This is a genomic window from Eubacterium sp. AF34-35BH, assembly GCF_003477765.1.
Taxonomy (GTDB): Bacteria; Bacillota; Clostridia; order Lachnospirales; family Lachnospiraceae; genus Eubacterium_G.
In genome coordinates this window covers 1-19050 of sequence record NZ_QUDZ01000008.1, presented here as the reverse complement: position 1 = coordinate 19050, position 19050 = coordinate 1, and the positions used below count along the sequence as shown (strand labels likewise).

At 32.7% G+C, this 19050-nt stretch carries 16 protein-coding genes and 1 other RNA gene; 3 read left to right on the top strand and 14 right to left on the bottom strand.

Annotated elements, in window-relative coordinates:
• Positions 1–305 precede the first annotated feature (305 nt).
• From DWZ69_RS09555 to DWZ69_RS09525, 7 genes are all read right to left on the bottom strand, one after another.
• On the bottom strand, positions 306–662 hold the full coding sequence (locus DWZ69_RS09555) for a GerW family sporulation protein (protein WP_117999058.1): 357 nt from the start codon (positions 660–662) through the stop codon (positions 306–308).
• An 18-nt stretch (positions 663–680) separates the two neighbouring features.
• On the bottom strand, positions 681–1478 hold the full coding sequence (locus tag DWZ69_RS09550; protein ID WP_158573380.1) for a DUF2953 domain-containing protein: 798 nt from the start codon (positions 1476–1478) through the stop codon (positions 681–683).
• Between the two features lie 231 nt (positions 1479–1709).
• A complete protein-coding gene (locus tag DWZ69_RS09545; protein WP_117999060.1) occupies positions 1710–2027 on the bottom strand; it encodes a hypothetical protein in 318 nt (105 codons plus the stop codon).
• A gap of 2 nt (positions 2028–2029) precedes the next feature.
• Positions 2030–3415 carry a hypothetical protein gene (locus tag DWZ69_RS09540; RefSeq protein WP_117999061.1) on the bottom strand — a complete coding sequence of 462 codons (1386 nt, stop codon included), beginning with the start codon at positions 3413–3415 and terminating at the stop codon, positions 2030–2032.
• Between the two features lie 91 nt (positions 3416–3506).
• Entirely contained in the window at positions 3507–4763 is a 1257-nt protein-coding gene (locus tag DWZ69_RS09535) for a diaminopimelate decarboxylase (protein WP_117999062.1), read from the bottom strand.
• A 22-nt stretch (positions 4764–4785) separates the two neighbouring features.
• On the bottom strand, positions 4786–6279 hold the full coding sequence (gene malQ, locus DWZ69_RS09530) for a 4-alpha-glucanotransferase (protein WP_117999063.1): 1494 nt from the start codon (positions 6277–6279) through the stop codon (positions 4786–4788).
• Between the two features lie 132 nt (positions 6280–6411).
• Entirely contained in the window at positions 6412–7281 is an 870-nt protein-coding gene (locus tag DWZ69_RS09525; RefSeq protein ID WP_117999064.1) for a rhomboid family intramembrane serine protease, read from the bottom strand.
• Between the two features lie 308 nt (positions 7282–7589).
• Between DWZ69_RS09525 and DWZ69_RS09520 the strand changes: the two genes are divergently transcribed.
• Positions 7590–11837, top strand: a complete 4248-nt coding sequence (locus tag DWZ69_RS09520; RefSeq protein WP_117999065.1) for a 2-hydroxyacyl-CoA dehydratase — start codon at positions 7590–7592, stop codon at positions 11835–11837.
• 110 nt (positions 11838–11947) lie between these two features.
• Here DWZ69_RS09520 and DWZ69_RS09515 read toward each other — a convergent pair whose 3' ends face one another.
• The 7 genes from DWZ69_RS09515 to DWZ69_RS09485 form a co-directional block, all read right to left on the bottom strand.
• Positions 11948–12238 carry a hypothetical protein gene (locus tag DWZ69_RS09515; protein WP_117999066.1) on the bottom strand — a complete coding sequence of 97 codons (291 nt, stop codon included), beginning with the start codon at positions 12236–12238 and terminating at the stop codon, positions 11948–11950.
• Between the two features lie 12 nt (positions 12239–12250).
• On the bottom strand, positions 12251–12925 hold the full coding sequence (gene ung / locus DWZ69_RS09510; protein WP_117999067.1) for a uracil-DNA glycosylase: 675 nt from the start codon (positions 12923–12925) through the stop codon (positions 12251–12253).
• Positions 12926–13027: 102 nt separating this feature from the next.
• Entirely contained in the window at positions 13028–13915 is an 888-nt protein-coding gene (locus tag DWZ69_RS09505) for a diacylglycerol kinase family protein (protein ID WP_117999068.1), read from the bottom strand.
• 107 nt (positions 13916–14022) lie between these two features.
• Positions 14023–14784 (bottom strand): imidazole glycerol phosphate synthase subunit HisF, encoded by a 762-nt coding sequence (gene hisF, locus DWZ69_RS09500; protein WP_117999069.1) that lies wholly within the window; start codon positions 14782–14784, stop codon positions 14023–14025.
• Between the two features lie 20 nt (positions 14785–14804).
• Positions 14805–15410: an imidazole glycerol phosphate synthase subunit HisH gene (gene hisH / locus DWZ69_RS09495; RefSeq protein WP_117999070.1), complete on the bottom strand. Its 606-nt coding sequence runs from the start codon at positions 15408–15410 to the stop codon at positions 14805–14807.
• The gene (locus DWZ69_RS09490; RefSeq protein ID WP_117999071.1) at positions 15410–16906 is read right to left on the bottom strand and encodes a HAMP domain-containing sensor histidine kinase; all 1497 of its coding nucleotides are present in this window, start codon (positions 16904–16906) and stop codon (positions 15410–15412) included. The genes hisH and DWZ69_RS09490 overlap by 1 nt, the downstream gene beginning before the upstream one ends.
• On the bottom strand, positions 16906–17583 hold the full coding sequence (locus tag DWZ69_RS09485; RefSeq protein WP_022166209.1) for a response regulator transcription factor: 678 nt from the start codon (positions 17581–17583) through the stop codon (positions 16906–16908). Before DWZ69_RS09485 ends, DWZ69_RS09490 begins: the two co-directional genes overlap by 1 nt.
• 471 nt (positions 17584–18054) lie before the next feature.
• Here DWZ69_RS09485 and ssrA point away from each other — a divergent pair.
• Both ssrA and DWZ69_RS09475 read left to right on the top strand, forming a co-directional pair.
• Positions 18055–18394: a transfer-messenger RNA gene (gene ssrA / locus DWZ69_RS09480) on the top strand.
• A gap of 83 nt (positions 18395–18477) precedes the next feature.
• Positions 18478–18957 (top strand): DUF6512 family protein, encoded by a 480-nt coding sequence (locus DWZ69_RS09475; RefSeq protein ID WP_118436912.1) that lies wholly within the window; start codon positions 18478–18480, stop codon positions 18955–18957.
• Positions 18958–19050 lie beyond the last annotated feature (93 nt).

The following is a 19050-nucleotide window of genomic DNA, read 5'->3' as shown; positions in this document are numbered from 1 at the left end:
CAATTGTATTAGTTCTAATTATATTAATTTTCATATCATACCAATATATTTCAATACATTACTTTTATTAACACATTAATTTTTGCAAAACAAATTAAATCCAACTATTAAACACGTAATAATAATGCATACCGCAAAGAATGTACTCTCTATAAGCATAGAGAAAATCATTCCCACTGCAAACCAAAATAACGCAAATCCAAATAACCTATGCATACAACTCCTGTTTTATCTTCCTGTTTTACTAACAGTATATGCATGTATTATATTTTATTTGCTACTATTCCTTTTATTTTGTGTAATCCCTATTCAACTACATCTTCATCATCAATAGTGTCATCTTCTTTGTTTGTAAACTTGTTTACAATATCAGGTACCATGTCAATTATTCTTGCAAAGCCATCCTGATCCTTAACACTTATAAGTTTTGATGAGCCATCCTTTATAACTAAAACAGCACTTGGTGTAATCTTACCGCCAACACCGCCTGTTCCATTATCGCCTTTTGAAAATGTACCTAGTGCCATTCCAAAAGATACATCTGCCATTGGTAAAATTATAGTTTCACCAATTACAATTGGTTCTCCAACCACAGACTTAGTTGTTATAAAATTTTCCATTGCCTTAAGCAAATCTTCTGAATTTTTCTTATTATCAGCCATAATCAAAGCCTCCTTATACTAACCGATTTTTTTAATTATACGGTGAATTTCTTTATTAAAATAAAATCTCAAGCCGTAATAAAGAACAACACCTAACATTATATGTCCACTTAATTTAACATTTCCATTAAATATTTCATTTTGAAAATCCGGTGTGATTTTTATTTTTTTAGGATTCACATTAAAAACCGAATAGCCCATGGCTATATAGCCTAATGTCTTTCCTGTTAAATCAGGACTTTCAAAACCAATTTCGATATTTCCTTTTATTTTTTTAGGAAAAATATGCCTTAATGTTTTTATAATAATTTCTTTTCCAAACTTAAATGCTTTTTTAGTAGTTGGACTGTTTATAAATGCCTTTACGGCTCTTACCTTCGCGCATTTTTCTTTGAATTTGGAATAAATATTCTTTATATTTTTTCTAGCACCAAGTATAAAACCTTTTATATCTTTAATTTTTTCTTTCAGAAAATTAAAGATATAGTTTATATTAATGTGCGTTTTTTTTCGTTCTTTATTATCTGATTCTTGTTTTTTCACAATTAAGCGATTTGTTTCTTCTGTTTTTCCGATATCTTCTGAAATTTTCTGTTCAAATGTTTTTTCAGAATTTGTATTTTCAGAATCATTTTTATTATTGCCCTGAGTTTTTTGTTGTTTTAATTCTGTAGTCTCACAACTTTCTAATACTTTTTTGTCAGAAGTATCTTTTAATGAATCCTGTTTTTGTGAACCCTGTTTCTTCAAATCAGTTTTCTCAGATTTATCTTTTTTATCTTTTTTTTGCTTTTTTTTCAAAAAATCAATTGGCACAAAAAATATTCTAAGTTTTGATACATTACCGTCATTGCTGATTACTCCCTTGTAACTTACAAAACGAAGTAACCAGTGAGCTTTTATGGATAATTGATAATCTTTGTCAGATTTACTTCCCTGAATCTTATATGCGATAGGATAAAACAGGATTAACAAAGCCAGTGCAATAATCACCAGCAAAAGTATTCCAATTATTTTTAATATTAATAAAAAAATATGTAACATAGGCTAATTCATTTGCTCCATAATATATTTCTTAACATTTACATTTCCTGTTTTTTCAAGGCATTCCATTATAATAAGTGTCATCATGTCAAGTGCCTCTTCCCTACCTTTTGCAATTCCAATTACAACCATATCAGACTTATGATACCATTTTTGAATCAAAACGTTAGAAGGATATATTTCCAATGTATCATAATCATTTCTTGGCAGAGTGATTACATATGTATCAAACATTGGTTTTCTATTTTTAATTTTTCTTATAACCTTTCTTTTTTTGTCTAAAAGATTATAGCCTACATATAAATCCTCATACCAAATCATAATTATCCTGCCATTATTCCGTTAATAATTTCTATACAAGCCAGTTTTTCTGCCTTATCGTTGCAAATTGACAAGGTATTATATATATAATCCTGCAATTCGCTTATGTTATTAAAGAAGATTGGAAGTTCACTTAAAGCCTGCGCCATAACTGCCCTTGTAATCATTTTATCTGTATCTTTAAATAATTCTCTGTAGTCGTTTATTAACTGTTCTTTTTGGTTTTCTAAATAAGCTTCATCAACCACATCGTTGTTTTCTACCTTATCAAGTTTTACAAACATACTGTCAGAGTTTAGTTTAGGAAGCTTAAATACAATATTATATTCTTCCACCAAATCTAACTGTTTAATCTTATCTGCGTAACTTTCTTTTATCTGGTCTGTTATGTCATAAGCTGAAAGATGCGGATATATTTTCTCCTGTTCACCTTCAAGCATAACAAACATGTCCTCTATTTCCTCAAGTGATTTTGAAGAAAATTTATTTAAAAATAACAAGTTGGTATTTTTTATTATTTCATCACAGCCTTTTACAACATTGTCCTCTTCTTTTTCATCATTAGTATATAAAATTAATAAAAGGTCATTTAGTATTTCCTGAACTCTCATAAGGTTGTCCATTTCATCATCTATATACATGGTTATATCCGATAATCTGTCCTTAAACTCATCATATCCCTTAGAATCCATTTCTTTAAACTTAACATTTTTCAGATTGTCAAATTCTTCATATAAATGGGGATAGTTAGTTGCCATTGTATCCGTCTTATCAAGCATGGAGCATGTTTTAATCATGTACAAAAAGTCGTCTAAAGCTTCCTTTGTGCCGCCGTTGTAAATTGACAAGCCGTTAGAGAGCATTTCGAAAAACTTCTTTTTTGTAAGTCTTACCGGAAGTTGTCCAATAACATCTTTAATCTTACTGTTAATCATCATGTTATCTTCATCTTCTAAAATAAACTGCATAATTGTTCTTGTGAAATTTTCATCACTGTAACCACTAGGATAATCTTCTTCTCTGAATCTATACTCCACTCTGTTTACTGCGTGCTCGTATACGTTATATTTGTCCACATAACATGTAATATCAGCTACCTTTTCAATAATAATATTTCTAATTGACTCTAATTCTGCAATATTTTCTGAAAAATCTTCTGCCCCATTGGCATATTTTTCAATTGTTTCATTGATAGTTTTAACATATTCATTAAAACCGGGAGCTACCATGCCACCATCCTCTGAAACAGACACATAATATGTGTAATAATTCATCGCAAGACGAATTAAAGCATACTTGTTATTTATTTTCATAAATCCACCGGTATACTTTTTCAAACTTTCTTCAATGTTTCTATTTTTTAATAAATCTCCAACTATTTTCTTCATATACACTCTCTTTTAACATATAGAGTGCCTAATACAAGCACTCTATGTTTTATTCTTTATTTGTAATTCCTATAATTTTCATATAGATATTTTATTTTAAAATGTCAGAAAAATCAAATGTAGCAAAATAATCCTTTGGAGTTTCTGCTCTTCTTATAAGTTCAACTTCTCCATTTTCTTTAAGCAATAATTCTGCCGACTTTAATCTTCCGTTATAGTTATATCCCATTGCAAAACCATGTGCTCCTGTATCATGGATATATAAATAATCACCCATTTCAATCTTAGGAAGTTTTCTGTCTATAGCGAACTTATCGTTGTTTTCGCATAAACTTCCAACAACATCATATGTTTCAGTGCATGGTGCATTTTCTTTGCCAAGAACTGTAATATGATGATATGCACCGTACATTGCAGGTCTCATTAAATTAACTGCACAGGCATCAACCCCAATATATTCTTTGTAAATATGTTTTTCATGAACAGCCTTTGTTACTAATGCACCGTAAGGTCCCATCATAAATCTTCCCATTTCTGTAAAAATTGCCACATCACCCATTCCTGCAGGAGTTAAAATTTCATCATAAACTTTGTGTACTCCTTCTCCAATAACCATAATGTCATTTGGTGTCTGATCAGGTGTATAAGGGATTCCAACTCCACCTGATAAATTAATGAACTTAATGTCTGCTCCTGTTTCTTTTTCAAGTTCAACAGCCAACTGGAAAATTGTCTTAGCAAGCATTGGATAATATTCGTTTGTTACTGTGTTTGATGCTAAAAATGCATGTATACCAAAATTCTTAACACCTTTTGATTTTAAAATCTTGAAGGCTTCAGTTATCTGTTCTCTTGTCATACCATATTTTGAATCACCAGGGTTATCCATGATTCCGTTACAAACTTCAAAAATTCCACCTGGATTAAATCTGCAGCTTACTGTTTCAGGTATTCCACATTCCTTTTCCATGTAATCAATCATTGTAATGTCATCTAAGTTAATAATGCCACCTAATTCATTACAATACTTGAACTCTCCTTCTGGTGTTTCATTTGAAGAAAACATGATTTCATCGTTTCTAAAGCCTAACTTATCAGCAATCATAAGTTCTGTTGCAGATGAGCAGTCAACTCCACAGCCTGCTTCTTTTAATTTTTTAATAATAAATGGATTTGGAGTTGCCTTTACTGCAAAATATTCTCTAAATCCTTTATTCCATGAAAAAGCTTCATTTACTTTTCTTGCATTTTCCATAAATCCTTTTTCATCATAAATATGAAATGGTGTAGGATATTTTTTTACAATTTCTTCTACCTGTTCTTTTGTTACAAATGGTTTCTTATTCATTATTTTCAGTCCTCCTAAATATTTATCTACCATAGATATCACAAAGATATCTTAGTCTTTCAATTTCTTTTGCACCAAACTGGCCGTCTAACATTCGCCATCTCCAGTTTGTCCCCATTGATGATGGAAGATTCATTCTTCCTATATATCCAATCTTTAAAATGTCCTGTATTTGAAAAATCACCAAATTGGCAACACTTTCATAAGCCACTTTAAAAATCTTATCAGCTAAATCTTCTACTGAGCCTTCTCTACACTCAACATACTCTCTTATGTAGCCAAGCTCCCATTTTTCAATGCTTGTAAAATACCCAACTAATGTGTCATTGTCATGAGTACCACCATAAGCTACAGTATTAGGCACCCAATTGTATGGCAAATGATCATTACGTCTGTTACCATCAAAAGCAAATTCCAGAACTTTCATGCCGGGATAACCTGATTTTTCAAGTACCTCTACAACTTCAGGCATTTTTATACCTAAATCTTCAGCAATAATGTGTTTGTCACCTATGGACTCGTTAATTGCATTAATAAGTTTAAGTCCCGGTCCTTTTTGCCACTGACCGTTTCTTGCATCACTGTCTTCTGCAGGAATTGCATAATATTTGACAGTGCCTATAAAATGGTCAATTCTTATTACATCATATATTTTAGCTGAATGTTCCATTCGTTTTCTCCACCATGAAAAATCATCAGCTTCCATTTTGTCCCAGTCATAAAGTGGATTGCCCCATCTCTGACCTAAATCAGAAAACGCATCAGGGGGTACACCTGCAACTTTTTTAGGATTTAATTCTTCATCTAATTGGAACATGCCTGTATTCTGCCAAACATCAGCAGAATCCATTGCCACATATATTGGTATATCACCAATAATCAGGATTCCATTTTCATTAGCATATTCTTTTAATTTGCACCACTGCTCATTAAACTTAAACTGTATGAACTTGTAAAAGTCCATATCATCCTTTAGTTCTTCTTTAAAAGCCCCTACTGTTTCGCCTTCTCTAAACTTTATTTTCTTATCCCACTCACTCCAAGGTCTGCCTTCATATTTATCTTTGCAGGCTCTATACAAACTATAATCTTCAAGCCAGAATTCATTTTCTGTAAAAAACTCTTTATATTCATTTAATTCCTTATGATTACTATTCTCATAAGCCACTCTTAAAACTTCAAATCTTGAATTATAAACCAAGCCATAGTCAACATACTGGTCTTCAATATTCCATCTTTTACTGTCAACAAATTCTTTAGTCAAAAGTCCTTCTTCTATCAACATATCTAAATCTATAAAATATGGATTTCCTGCAAAAGCAGAAAAAGAAGCATAAGGGCTGTCTCCAAAACTTGTAGGTCCAAGAGGTAACACCTGCCAATATTTCTGTCTTGCTTTAACTAAGTTATCTACAAACTCATAAGCTTTTTTCCCAAAAGTTCCAATTCCGTATGGACCCGGTAAACTACTAACAGGCATTAACACACCTGCACTTCTGCTAAATTGTTCCTGCATATTTTTTATTCCTTTAATATTTTTTACGTTTCATTTTTGCATTTCCTTCTGTTACATTTCAACACAATGTAGCATTAATTTCTATTTGCCACACTCGAAATCACACTTCATACAAATTCTAAGCCATAGTTCCTATTTATGTTCATGTGTAAATAAATGTTCCTGACAATATTCCTTATTTCCTGAACATTTTGAGCAATATCTAAATGTTAATGTAGGATCATCTAATTCTGTTCTGCCACATATAGCACATTTATGTCTTGCACCATTTGCATAAACATTAGGCTTTGCTTTTTTAATAGACTTATTATATTGTGCTTTTCTCTTTATTGAGGAAGGTCTTCTTCCTGATTTTTTATCTAAAATAACATATATAACAACATTAAGTAATGATGCGGCAATTAACACAAGCACTATTAAACCTAAATTCATACTTGTTCTAAACGCACTGATAATGTCATAAATAATATATGCTACATATAGGAATCCAAACCATTTAATCTTAATTGGAATTATGAAATATAACAGTAATTCCTGTTCCGGATAAGTAAAAGCGTATGCTAAAAATATAGACATGTTAATGTAATATGTGCTTACATAGCCACCAATAATTACTCCAAATATACTGCCCATGGCTGTTCCATAAATAACTGTAAGAACTACATATAAAATAAGTCCTGCTATTACTGTAAATATAATTCCTGAAAAAATATACTTTGTGAAGCGTTCACTTCCCCATGTATGTTCAAGTTCACGTCCCAATGAATAATATAGGAATAACATAATAATAGTAAAAATTCCTAAACTTTCAGGTGGTACTAAAATCCATGTAACCACTCTCCATATCTGTCCCTGAAAAATCTCGTATGGATTAAACTGTAAAAACTGATATAGTTCAGGAGTTGTCAACTGAATAACATATCCTATTACATAAGCAATGATTAAATACAATGGTAAATTTGGAATTGAAAAACTCTGTTTTCTTCTATTAAATTCTGACATTCTAATCTCCTTATTTTCCTAATATAACAATCCCATCTAATTTCTAGAGGGTTATAAGTCACATTCTTTGTTCTAAATAACCATATTACAGTATAATTTCTACAGGGTACTTTGTCAAACAACTTCAGCGTTTTCTTTTAGTTTGTAAACAAACTTTTTTCACATCTTTTTCTGTTGTTTTTTTTTCCTATTTATAATATAATAATAAGTCGATTTTGATATTTTTATGTCAAAAGCATTTTAATAGGTAATAAAACATATATTTAATATACGTTACTCGTATTAATAAGGGTAATTAGGAGGCAAATATGAACGAGAATGCAAATTATAGTTTAGGTATTGATATTGGTTCTACTACTGTAAAAATTGCAATACTTGACCAAGATAACAATCTTGTTTTTTCAGATTACGAAAGACATTATGCAAATATTCAGGAAACTTTAGCTTTACTTTTAGATAAGGCACGTAAACAGTTAGGTTCAATTGAATTAAGTCCTATGATTACAGGTTCAGGTGGTTTAGCACTTTCTGAACATTTGAAAGTGCCATTTGTACAGGAAGTTGTGGCAGTATCTACTGCTCTTGAAGATTATGCACCACAAACTGATGTAGCAATCGAATTAGGTGGCGAAGATGCCAAAATTATTTATTTTACAAATGGTATCGAACAAAGAATGAATGGTATCTGTGCTGGTGGTACAGGTTCTTTTATTGACCAGATGGCTTCACTTTTACAGACAGACGCTTCAGGTCTTAATGAATATGCAAAAAACTATCAGGAAATATATCCTATTGCAGCCCGTTGTGGTGTATTTGCGAAAACAGATATACAGCCACTTATTAACGAAGGTGCCACAAAAGAAGATTTGGCAGCTTCAATTTTTCAGGCTGTTGTAAATCAGACTATTTCAGGTTTAGCCTGCGGTAAACCAATTAGAGGGACAGTTGCCTTCCTAGGTGGTCCACTTCACTTCTTACCTGAATTAAAAAATGCATTTATCAGGACTTTAAAATTAGACGACGAACATGTTGTTGCACCGGAACATTCTCATTTATTTGCCGCTACAGGTGCAGCATTAAATCATAAAGAAAATATTAAAGTAGACATTGATGACTTATACGAACAGTTATCTCATGGTGTGCAAATGTCAATGGAAATCAAGAGACTGGAGCCATTATTCCAGAATCAGGAAGCTTATGACAAGTTTACTGAAAGACATAATAAGGCAAAAGTTAAAAAAGGTGACTTGGCATCTTACAGTGGTAACTGCTACCTTGGTATTGACTCAGGTTCTACTACAACTAAGGCAGCTTTAGTTGGCGAAGACGGTACATTACTCTACTCTTTCTATAGTGGAAACAACGGTAATCCGTTAAAAACAATTATTGATTCAATTAAAGATATTTACGCAAAGCTTCCAAAAGACGCTCACATTGTCCGTTCCTGTTCAACAGGTTATGGTGAAGCTTTAATAAAAAATGCCCTTCTTTTAGATGAAGGCGAAGTTGAAACTGTTGCCCATTATAATGCGGCTGCATTTTTTGAGCCACAGGTAGACTGCATTCTTGATATCGGTGGTCAGGACATGAAGTGTATCAAGATTAAAAACAATTCTGTTGACAGTGTTCAGTTAAACGAAGCCTGCTCTTCAGGATGTGGTTCATTTATTGAAACTTTCGCAAAATCTCTTAACTATTCTGTTGAAGATTTTGCCAAAGAAGCTTTATTCGCTTCTAATCCAACTGACCTTGGTACAAGATGTACAGTATTTATGAATTCAAATGTTAAACAGGCTCAAAAGGAAGGGGCCAGCGTTGCAGACATTTCTGCCGGTTTGGCATACTCAGTTATAAAAAATGCTTTATATAAAGTTATTAAAATATCAGATGCCAGAGACCTTGGTAGAAAAATTGTTGTTCAGGGTGGTACATTTTACAATGACGCCGTTTTAAGAAGTTTGGAAAAAGTTGCCCACATCCACGCAATCAGACCTGACATTGCAGGTATTATGGGTGCTTTCGGTGCTGCTCTTATTGCAAGAGACAGATATAAAGGCGAGCCTACAACAATGTTGAATCTTAAGCAGTTAGAAGAATTTACATACACAACTTCAATGACTAGATGCAAAGGTTGTACAAACTCATGTTTACTTACAATCAACAAATTCTCTGATGGCAGAAGATTTATAAGTGGTAACAGATGTGAAAAAGGTATTGGTGGTCAGAAAAACAAAGATAACATACCAAACCTTTTTGAATATAAACTTAAAAGAATGTTTGATTATGAGCCATTGTCACCTGACAATGCGCCTAGAGGAATTGTAGGTATTCCAAGAGTTCTTAATATGTATGAAAATTTTCCATTCTGGGCTACATTCTTTAAGAAACTTGGCTATAGTGTTGTTCTTTCACCAGAATCATCACATAAACTTTACGAAATGGGTATTGAATCAATACCTAGTGAATCGGAATGTTATCCTGCAAAACTTGTACACGGACACATTACATGGTTAATTAAACAGGGTGTTAAATTTATTTTCTATCCTTGTATACCATACGAGAGAAACGAAACGCCTGATGCAAACAACCATTATAACTGTCCTATTGTTACATCTTATGCAGAAAATATAAAGAACAACGTTGAAGAATTAGAAGATCCTTCAATGAAGTTTATGAATCCTTTCATGGCTCTCACAAATGAAGAAACAATTACTTCAAGACTTGTTGAAGAGTTTGGAAAAGAATTTGGAATTAATGCCGGCGAGGTTAAGGAAGCCGCTCACTTAGCTTGGGAAGAACTTCTTAACTCAAGAAACGATATGGCAAAAAAAGGTGAAGAAACTCTTAAATACATGGAAGAAAACGGAAAGCGTGGTATTGTTCTTGCAGGCCGTCCATACCATGTTGACCCTGAAATAAACCATGGTATACCTGAAATGATTAATTCATACGGTCTTGCTGTTTTAACTGAAGACTCAATTTCTCATTTGGCAGAAGTTGAACGGCCGTTGATTGTATCTGACCAGTGGATGTATCACTCAAGATTATATCGTGCAGCTAACTATGTAAAAACAAGAGACGATTTAGATCTTGTTCAGTTAAACTCTTTTGGATGTGGTTTAGATGCTGTAACTACTGACTGCGTTAGTGATATTTTAACTAAGTCAGGAAAAATCTACACTGTACTTAAAATTGATGAAGTAAATAACTTAGGTGCCGCAAGAATCCGTATTCGTTCACTTCTTGCAGCAATTAGAGTTCGTTCAGAAAATCATTTTGAAAGAACAATTCAGCCTTCTTCAATTAACAAGGTTGAATTTACAAAACAAATGTATGAGGATAAATACACAATTCTTACACCACAGATGAGTCCAATTCATTTCAAAATGCTTCAGGCTGCTTTAAACTCATGTGGTTACAACTTTGAAGTAATGGACAGTAAACCATCATGCGTAGATGTAGGTTTAAAATATGTAAACAATGACGCCTGCTACCCTTCTTTAATTGTTGTTGGTCAGATTATGGAAGCTTTGCTTTCAGGTAAATATGACTTAAACAAAACAGCAGTTATTATTACTCAGACAGGTGGCGGTTGTCGTGCAACTAACTACATTGGTTTCATTAGACGTGCTCTTGAAAAAGCAGGTATGTCACATATTCCTGTTCTTTCTCTTTCACTACAGGGCTTAGAGAAAAACAGTGGCTTTAAGATTACACCAAAGTTTGCTATTAAGGCTGTTGAAGCTGCAATGTACGGTGACTTATTTATGAGAGTTGTTTACAGAACAAGACCTTATGAAGTAAACGAAGGCGAAACTGATGCTTTACATAAAAAATGGGAATATAAATTATGTAAAGAACTTGCCGATAATAAATTTGGTATCAGACGTTTTAAGAAAAACATGAAAAAAATCGTTGAAGAATTTGATGTCATTCCTGTAAAAGATATTAAGAAACCTAGAGTTGGTATTGTAGGTGAAATTCTTGTTAAATTCTCTCCTACTGCTAACAATAACTTAGTTGAATTATTAGAGTCAGAAGGTGCTGAAGCTGTAATGCCTGACTTGGTAGACTTCTTCCTATATGGATTTAGAAATGCTACTTTTAAATACGAGAATTTAGGTTTTGATAAAAAATCAGTTCGTATTAACAATTTAGGTATCAAAGCTATTGAATGGTTTAGAAATTCAGCCAAAAAGGCACTTATTGAGAGCAAGCACTTCACTCCTACTTCCGATATATGGGAAATGAGCGAAATGGCTGAAAAAGTTGTTTCTATAGGTAACCAGACAGGTGAAGGTTGGTTCTTAACAGGTGAAATGCTTCATTTGCTACATGATGGCGTTCCAAATATTATTTGTACTCAGCCTTTTGCATGTTTACCAAACCACATTGTAGGTAAAGGTGTAATTAAAAAATTAAGAGCCATGAATCCTGATGCAAATATTGTAGCCGTTGACTATGATCCCGGTGCCAGCGAAGTAAACCAGCTTAACCGAATTAAGTTAATGCTTGCAACTGCAAACAAACGACTAAATCAGGAAAAAAATAGATAATTAGATAATTTCAAAATTATAAAGTAAAACAAAAAACCGGTTAATAGTTGTAATCTACTATTAACCGGTTTTTATTTAGGTTTAACATTCTTTTTTGTATTTAGATATTACTACCCCTGCAATCCATTTGCCTGTCTAATCATATCTTCCACAACAATGTCGAAGATTTCACCAACAGTATTACAGTATTCTAATATTTTCCAAGGTTCATTTGTATGGAAATGAATTTTTACTAAATCTTCATCTCCTGCTGCAATTAAACTGTTTCCTTCAAAATTATCTGTTATGTAATCAGAAATTTCATCCTCATCTAAATCTTTATCTCTTCTTTCGATTAATAACTGTGTGTCATAACGATATGCAAACTGATCGTCTTCCGCATCAATTGAATTTACTGCCATTTCTTCTCTCCTTTATATATTTTCTATTTGCCAATCTATTGGCTCTACGCCACTTGCCTTTAAGAACTCATTTGCCTTGCTGAAATGTTTACATCCTAAAAAACCTCTGTAAGCTGATAAAGGGCTTGGATGTGGTGCTTCTAAAATCAAATGTTTTGGGTTAGTGAGCATTGCTTTTTTTCTTCTTGCAGGCGCTCCCCACAACATATACACAATTGGTCTGTCCTGTGCATTAACTGCCTGAATTACCGCATCAGTAAACTGTTCCCAACCATGTCCCTGATGAGAATTTGCCTGATGTGCTCTAACAGTCAAAACTGTGTTTAGTAATAAAACTCCCTGGTCTGCCCATTTTTTCAAATAACCGTTATTTGGAATATAGCATCCTAAATCATCATGTAATTCCTTGTAAATATTTACAAGAGATGGCGGAATATCCTGTCCCGGCTGAACTGAAAAAGACAACCCATGTGCCTGGTGTTCATTATGGTAAGGATCCTGCCCTAATAATAAAACTTTTACATCTTTTAAAGGTGTAAAATGAAATGCATTGAAAATATCCTCTGCGGGAGGATATACAACTGTTTTACTGTATTCATCTTTTACAAAATTGTATAACTGACTGTAATATTCTTTTCTAAACTCACTGCTTAAAGGCTCAAGCCAGTCATTTGTTATCATTGACATAAAAACTCCCTCTTGTACTAATTTATATACCAATCCGTTGGTACTCATTTATAAACCGAATCATTTATAAAATAAATTATTTGTACTCATTTATCTGATAAACTATTTTTTCTCTTCCTTCTGCAAAATTTCATCAATAAAATTTCTGTCGTTATATACTTTTATGCCACCTGGAATATTAATGATTTCAAAATGATTTGACGTCATTTTTTCTCCATCAACATTAAAAGTACATAACTCATCAGTATCTATTATAATCTTATTTTCTGAAAATCTTGTAACGTACTCTGAATTTTCGTGTTTTCCTCTTAACAGTTTAATTAAAATTGGAATAATCTTAGGTTTAGGCAATTTTTCAACAAAATATATGTCAAACATACCATCTTCCAATAAAGCATGAGGTGCGATTCTAAAACCGCCACCATAATACTGTCCATTTCCAACTGCAAGAATTGTGCATGAATTTTCTACCTGAGTTTCTCCCATTGTTATTTTTAAGTCCTTAAACTTATATTTAAAATAAGAGTATACAAGACTTGCATTGTATCTTTGAGAAACCGGAATCCATTTTTTCTTTCTTATAAATGATATGTTATTTGCCACATCTGCATCCAGTCCAAGACACGCCACATTTATAAAAAATCTGTTATTGATTTTTCCTAAGTCAATATTCAGTATTCCATTTTGATACTGCTTTAGGGTTTTATCAAAATCATTTCCACTGCCTGTTGGAATATTTCCAAGAATCTTGTTTTCAGATTTTGCAATTCCGTTAAGTACTTCGTTTAAATTACCGTCACCACCAACGGAAAAAACTACACATTCCTCATCAGGTATTTTTTTTGCCAGATACTGTGCATCACCTGTTTTCTTTGTGTACATAACTTTGTAAGGCACCTGTCTTTTAAGACATGCCTCTCTTATATTCTTTTCTAATAATTGTTTGTTAATTTTTCCACTTATAGGATTAATTATAAAATAATACTTCATTTGTATCACTCTCTTCTGTAATTAACTATTTTTCTGTCTGATTAACTATTACTATTTTCTTTTTTAACTATTACTATTTTTTTTTAATTATAGCTAATTGAGTATAGTTATAATCTAACAGAAACCCCATTTTTGTTTAGATATTTCTTTAAATCGCTTATTTCCAATTCCTTATAATGGAACAATGATGCAGCAAGAGCTGCGTCTGCTTTACCATCTGTTAATGCTTCTAAGAAATGTTCTTCCTTTCCTGCGCCACCTGATGCAATTACAGGAATTGAAACATTCTCTGCAATTGTTCTTGTTAATTCAAGGTCATAACCCTGCTTAATGCCGTCACAATCCATACTTGTAAGAAGAATCTCTCCTGCTCCAAGTTCATTTGCCTTCATTGCCCACTCAACGGCATCAATTCCCATATCGATTCTGCCACCGTTTTTGAAAATGTTCCAGCCACTTCCATCCTCACGTCTCTTTGCATCAATTGCCACAACTACGCACTGACTTCCAAACTTGTCCGCTGCTTCACTTATTAAATTAGGATTCATTATAGCTGATGAATTAATTGAAATCTTGTCAGCTCCCTCACGTAAAAGCGCCTTAAAGTCATCAACAGTTCTAATTCCTCCACCAACTGTAAAAGGAATAAATACCTGTTCTGCAACCTTTCTAACTAATTCCGTAACAGTGGCTCTATGGTCAGATGTTGCTGTTATATCCAAAAAAACAAGCTCATCTGCCCCTGCTTTGTTGTAAGCCTTAGCTACTTCAACAGGATCTCCGGCATCCCTTAAATTGACGAAATTAGTCCCTTTAACTACTCTGTTGTTATTTATATCCAAACATGGAATAATTCTCTTTGTATGCATATTCTGTCTCCATTCTTACTTTAAATCTTTGCAAAATTGTCCAGTATCTTCAAGCCAACATCACCACTTTTTTCAGGATGAAACTGGCACGCAAAAACATTGTCTTTTTCTACTGATGAATGAAAATCAGTAATGTAGTTTGTTTTTGCCTTTACTATTTCCTCTTCTCTTGCTTTTAAATAATAAGAATGAACAAAATAAACATACGCCTGCTGGTCAATATCTTTAAATAGGCGGCCATTGTTTGTAAGTTCTAGGGAATTCCAGCCAATATGTGGAATTTTAAAGCCCGGTGTTTCAGGGAATTTAACAATCTCTCCCGGTAAAATTCCAAGACCTGCCACTCCCGGTGTCTCCTCACTACTTTCAAACAATAACTGAAGTCCAAGACATATTCCCAAAAAAGGAATCTTCTTATCCACAACATCATATATTGTGTTCACTAAATTGTATTCTTTTAATTTTTTCATTGCATCACCAAAAGAACCAACTCCCGGTAATACAACCTTGTCTGCTGAAAGTATTTCATCTCTGTCTCTTGATAAAATAGTATCCTGACCTAAAAACTGAAATGCCTTTTCAACACTCTTAATGTTTCCTGCATCATAATCAATAATTGCTATCATTAATCAAGTCTCTCCTCTGAATTATTGCAGTCTAACCGGAACCAAAATTCCACTCCATTTTCTTTATTTACAACACCACATTCTTTATTATGTCTGTCCATTATTGCCTTAACAATAGAAAGTCCAATACCGTTTCCACCGTAGGCTCTTGTTCTTGCTTTGTCAACTTTATAGAATTTAATCCAAATATTTTCCAGTTCATTTTCCGGAATGTTTTTTCCAGTGTTAAAAACCGCTACTCTTACTATACCATTTTTTTCAGTAATTTCTACTTTAATTATTTTGTTTTCGTCAACATGATTGATTGCATTGTTCAAATAATTAGTAATTACTTCCTCAATTTGGAACTCATCTGCGTATACATATAAAGGTTCATTATAATCAAACGTTACATTAATATCCTTTTCTTCCAACTTAATCTTAAGGGAAGCAATAACACCTTTAATTACTGATACAATATCAAATCTTTCCAGATTAACATGTGTGTCACCAAACTCTAACTGGTTTAACGTAAGAAGGTTCTTAACCATCTTATTCATTTTGGAAGCCTCATCAATAATAACATTACAATAATACTTCATATCTTCCGGATCTTCTGTAATTCCGTCCTGAAGCCCCTCAGCATAACCCTGTATTAAAGCAATTGGTGTTTTTAATTCATGAGATACGTTTGAGATAAACTCTTTTCGCATTTCATCTATTTCATTTTTCTTTTCAATATCTTTTTGAAGTTCAATATTAGCAGACTTCAAATCAGTAATGGCTTTCTCCAATTTATCCGACATATCATTCATGCTGTTTCCAAGAACACCTAACTCGTCATTATGATGCCCCTTGTACTTAACATCAAAATCCAAATTCGACATTCTCTTTGAAATATCTGCCAACTCCAACAGTGGTTTAGTATATCTGCTGGTTACAATTAAAATAATTATTGTTGCCACTAATATTGCAACAACTCCTATACCTAAATAAAATTTATTAGAAATACTTATACTTTCCTTAAAGCTTTCCACTGACATTCGAATCATTATTGTATAACCGTTAGACAAAGTGCTGGTTAATTCATAATATTTATCAGAAGACTCCTTATCTACTGTGGAATGAATTTTATACCCATTGCCTTTTTCCACAAGAGTAGGTGTCTTGTTTTGCATAATATTTCGACCAAAAATAATGTCACGCCATCTGTCTTCAAGCATTTTACCGGCACCATAGTCGTAAACAACATTACCAGAGTCATCTACTACAATAGATGTAGCCCCTGCCTTTTCACAGGTCTTATTTACCGACTTAGTGCTTGAATCATCAGAAAATGTACTGTCTTCTTTTACAACCTGCTTTATTTTGTAATAAACTTCCTTTATGGAATCCTGTTTTGTTTTCGTATAATATTTCTCCATAAAAAGACTGCTATATATTACAAGTGATGCCATTGACAATGTCATAATAATAACTATTAAAGCAGCCATTTTATATCTTATTGATTTTTTCATTAATTTACCTCGAACTTGTATCCCATTCCCCAAATAGTAAGAATGTATTTTCCACAGTCGCCTAATTTGCTTCTAAGTTTCTTTACGTGAGTATCGATTGTTCTAGCATCGCCAAAATAATCGTAATTCCAAACATTATTTAAGATTTTTTCTCTTGATAAGGCTATACCTTCATTTTCAACAAAGTATGTAAGAAGTTCAAACTCCTTGAAACTTAAGTCTACAATTTCTCCATGAACTTTTACTAAATGTGCAGCCTTATTAATTTCAATATCTCCTGCCTGCTCAATTTCATTTTGGTCAATCTTATTAGTTCTTCTAAGAATTGCGTCAACTCTTGCCACCAAAATCCTTGGACTGAAAGGTTTTGAAATATATTCATCCACACCTAATTCAAATCCTAATAATTCATCACTTTCCTCACTTTTTGCAGTAAGCATAATAATTGGAATCTTTGAGAATTTTCTAATTTCCCTGCATACTTCCCAGCCATCCATCTTTGGCATCATTACATCCAATATAATTAAATCAAAATCATTATGTTCAACAAATAAGTCAATAGCCTCTTCCCCATCAGCCGCTTCTATTACTTCATAGTCTTTTCTAACAAGGAAATCTTTCACTAATTTTCTCATTCTTGCTTCATCATCTACAACTAATATTTTCAACTTTGACATATCCATTATTCCTCCTGCTATACTTTTAGTTATTGTATCATAATAATTTTAAATTAACAAAAAGTTGTGTTTATTATGTGTATTAGAATGAAAAACTTAATGCTAATGCCATTCCCAATATTGATAGCCAACCGTAAATGCCATTTGTTTCTCCTATGTGTGGAGCATTTGATGCAGCACTATTTTTTGAATTACCTGTGGCTTTTACTGAACCGTTGTTGTTTGTATTTGGAGTATTCTTTGAAGACTCAGTTATCTTTTCTCCTTTCTCCCTGTGCTATTATTTTTTCCTATATGTTCTTAAATTTATTAATATTTCTTATTTTTCTTTATTGTTTACAGGGTTTTTTACCTGGCTTTCCTTTTTTTTTATTAGACAAATATTTGTTTTTTTACAATTTGGTAACTTTTTTATTATTGACTTTTATGCCTTAAAAGTTTAACATAATACTTGCACAATTTAATATTTATGGGCTAGTACTGGTTTCGACAGGGATTTGGAATCTGGTGAAGCTATCCGTAGGTGATACGTTAAATCACAACTTTAAAATTAAACGCTGAAGATAATTTAGCTTACGCTGCCTAGTTGCAGCTGTCACTAATAAGTCTCCTACAGCTTGTTAGTTGGCATCGACTTTCGTAGGGAACCCTAATTACAAAGCTTTGAGTAATTAGGAGCATTATGAAGCTACTAAGAGGTAAAGGGTGTTAGTTCCCGTTATCTTAAGGGAATGTCAAATAACTGACTATGATAGTAGAAGAACGGTGGAAGGATTTTTGGACAGGGGTTCGACTCCCCTCTAGTCCACTCTATTTTTTACTCTATCTTATCTTTAGTATATTTCCCTTATTTCTACATACACTGTTAATATGAATTTAATTGAAGGTGGCTTTATGTATAAAAATTTCAAAAAATATATTATCAGTGGCATTATTTTTACAATTGTTTTCGGCTCTCTTCTCCACTTCTTTTATGACTGGTCGGGAAAAAATGTAATTGTAGGTTTATTCTCCCCTATTAATGAAAGTGTTTTTGAACATTTAAAACTTTTATATTTTCCTATGTTATTGTGGATTGTTCCGGGATATTTTATTTACGGAAAGAAAAACCGCAACTACTTCCTATCTTCATTCATAGGATTAGTTTGCGGTTTAATCTTAACACCTGTTCTATTTTATTTATATACGTCATACACCAAAACATCTATTCTTCCGGTTGATATAGGAATTTTTGTAATTAGTGTTGTTGTATCTTTCGCCTTGTTTGCGTATATATTTTTAAATTATAATTTTAATTTCTTCTCCGTAAAAATGGGAATACTTCTTTGGGAACTTGTTTTTGCAATGTTTATTATTTCTTATCTCTTGCAGTAAACCAAAACATAAATCCAATAAACAAGCCACCAACAATATTTGATGTGACCCCAAAAAGTTAGACTTTTATTGCGTAACAGGTTTTAATATCTG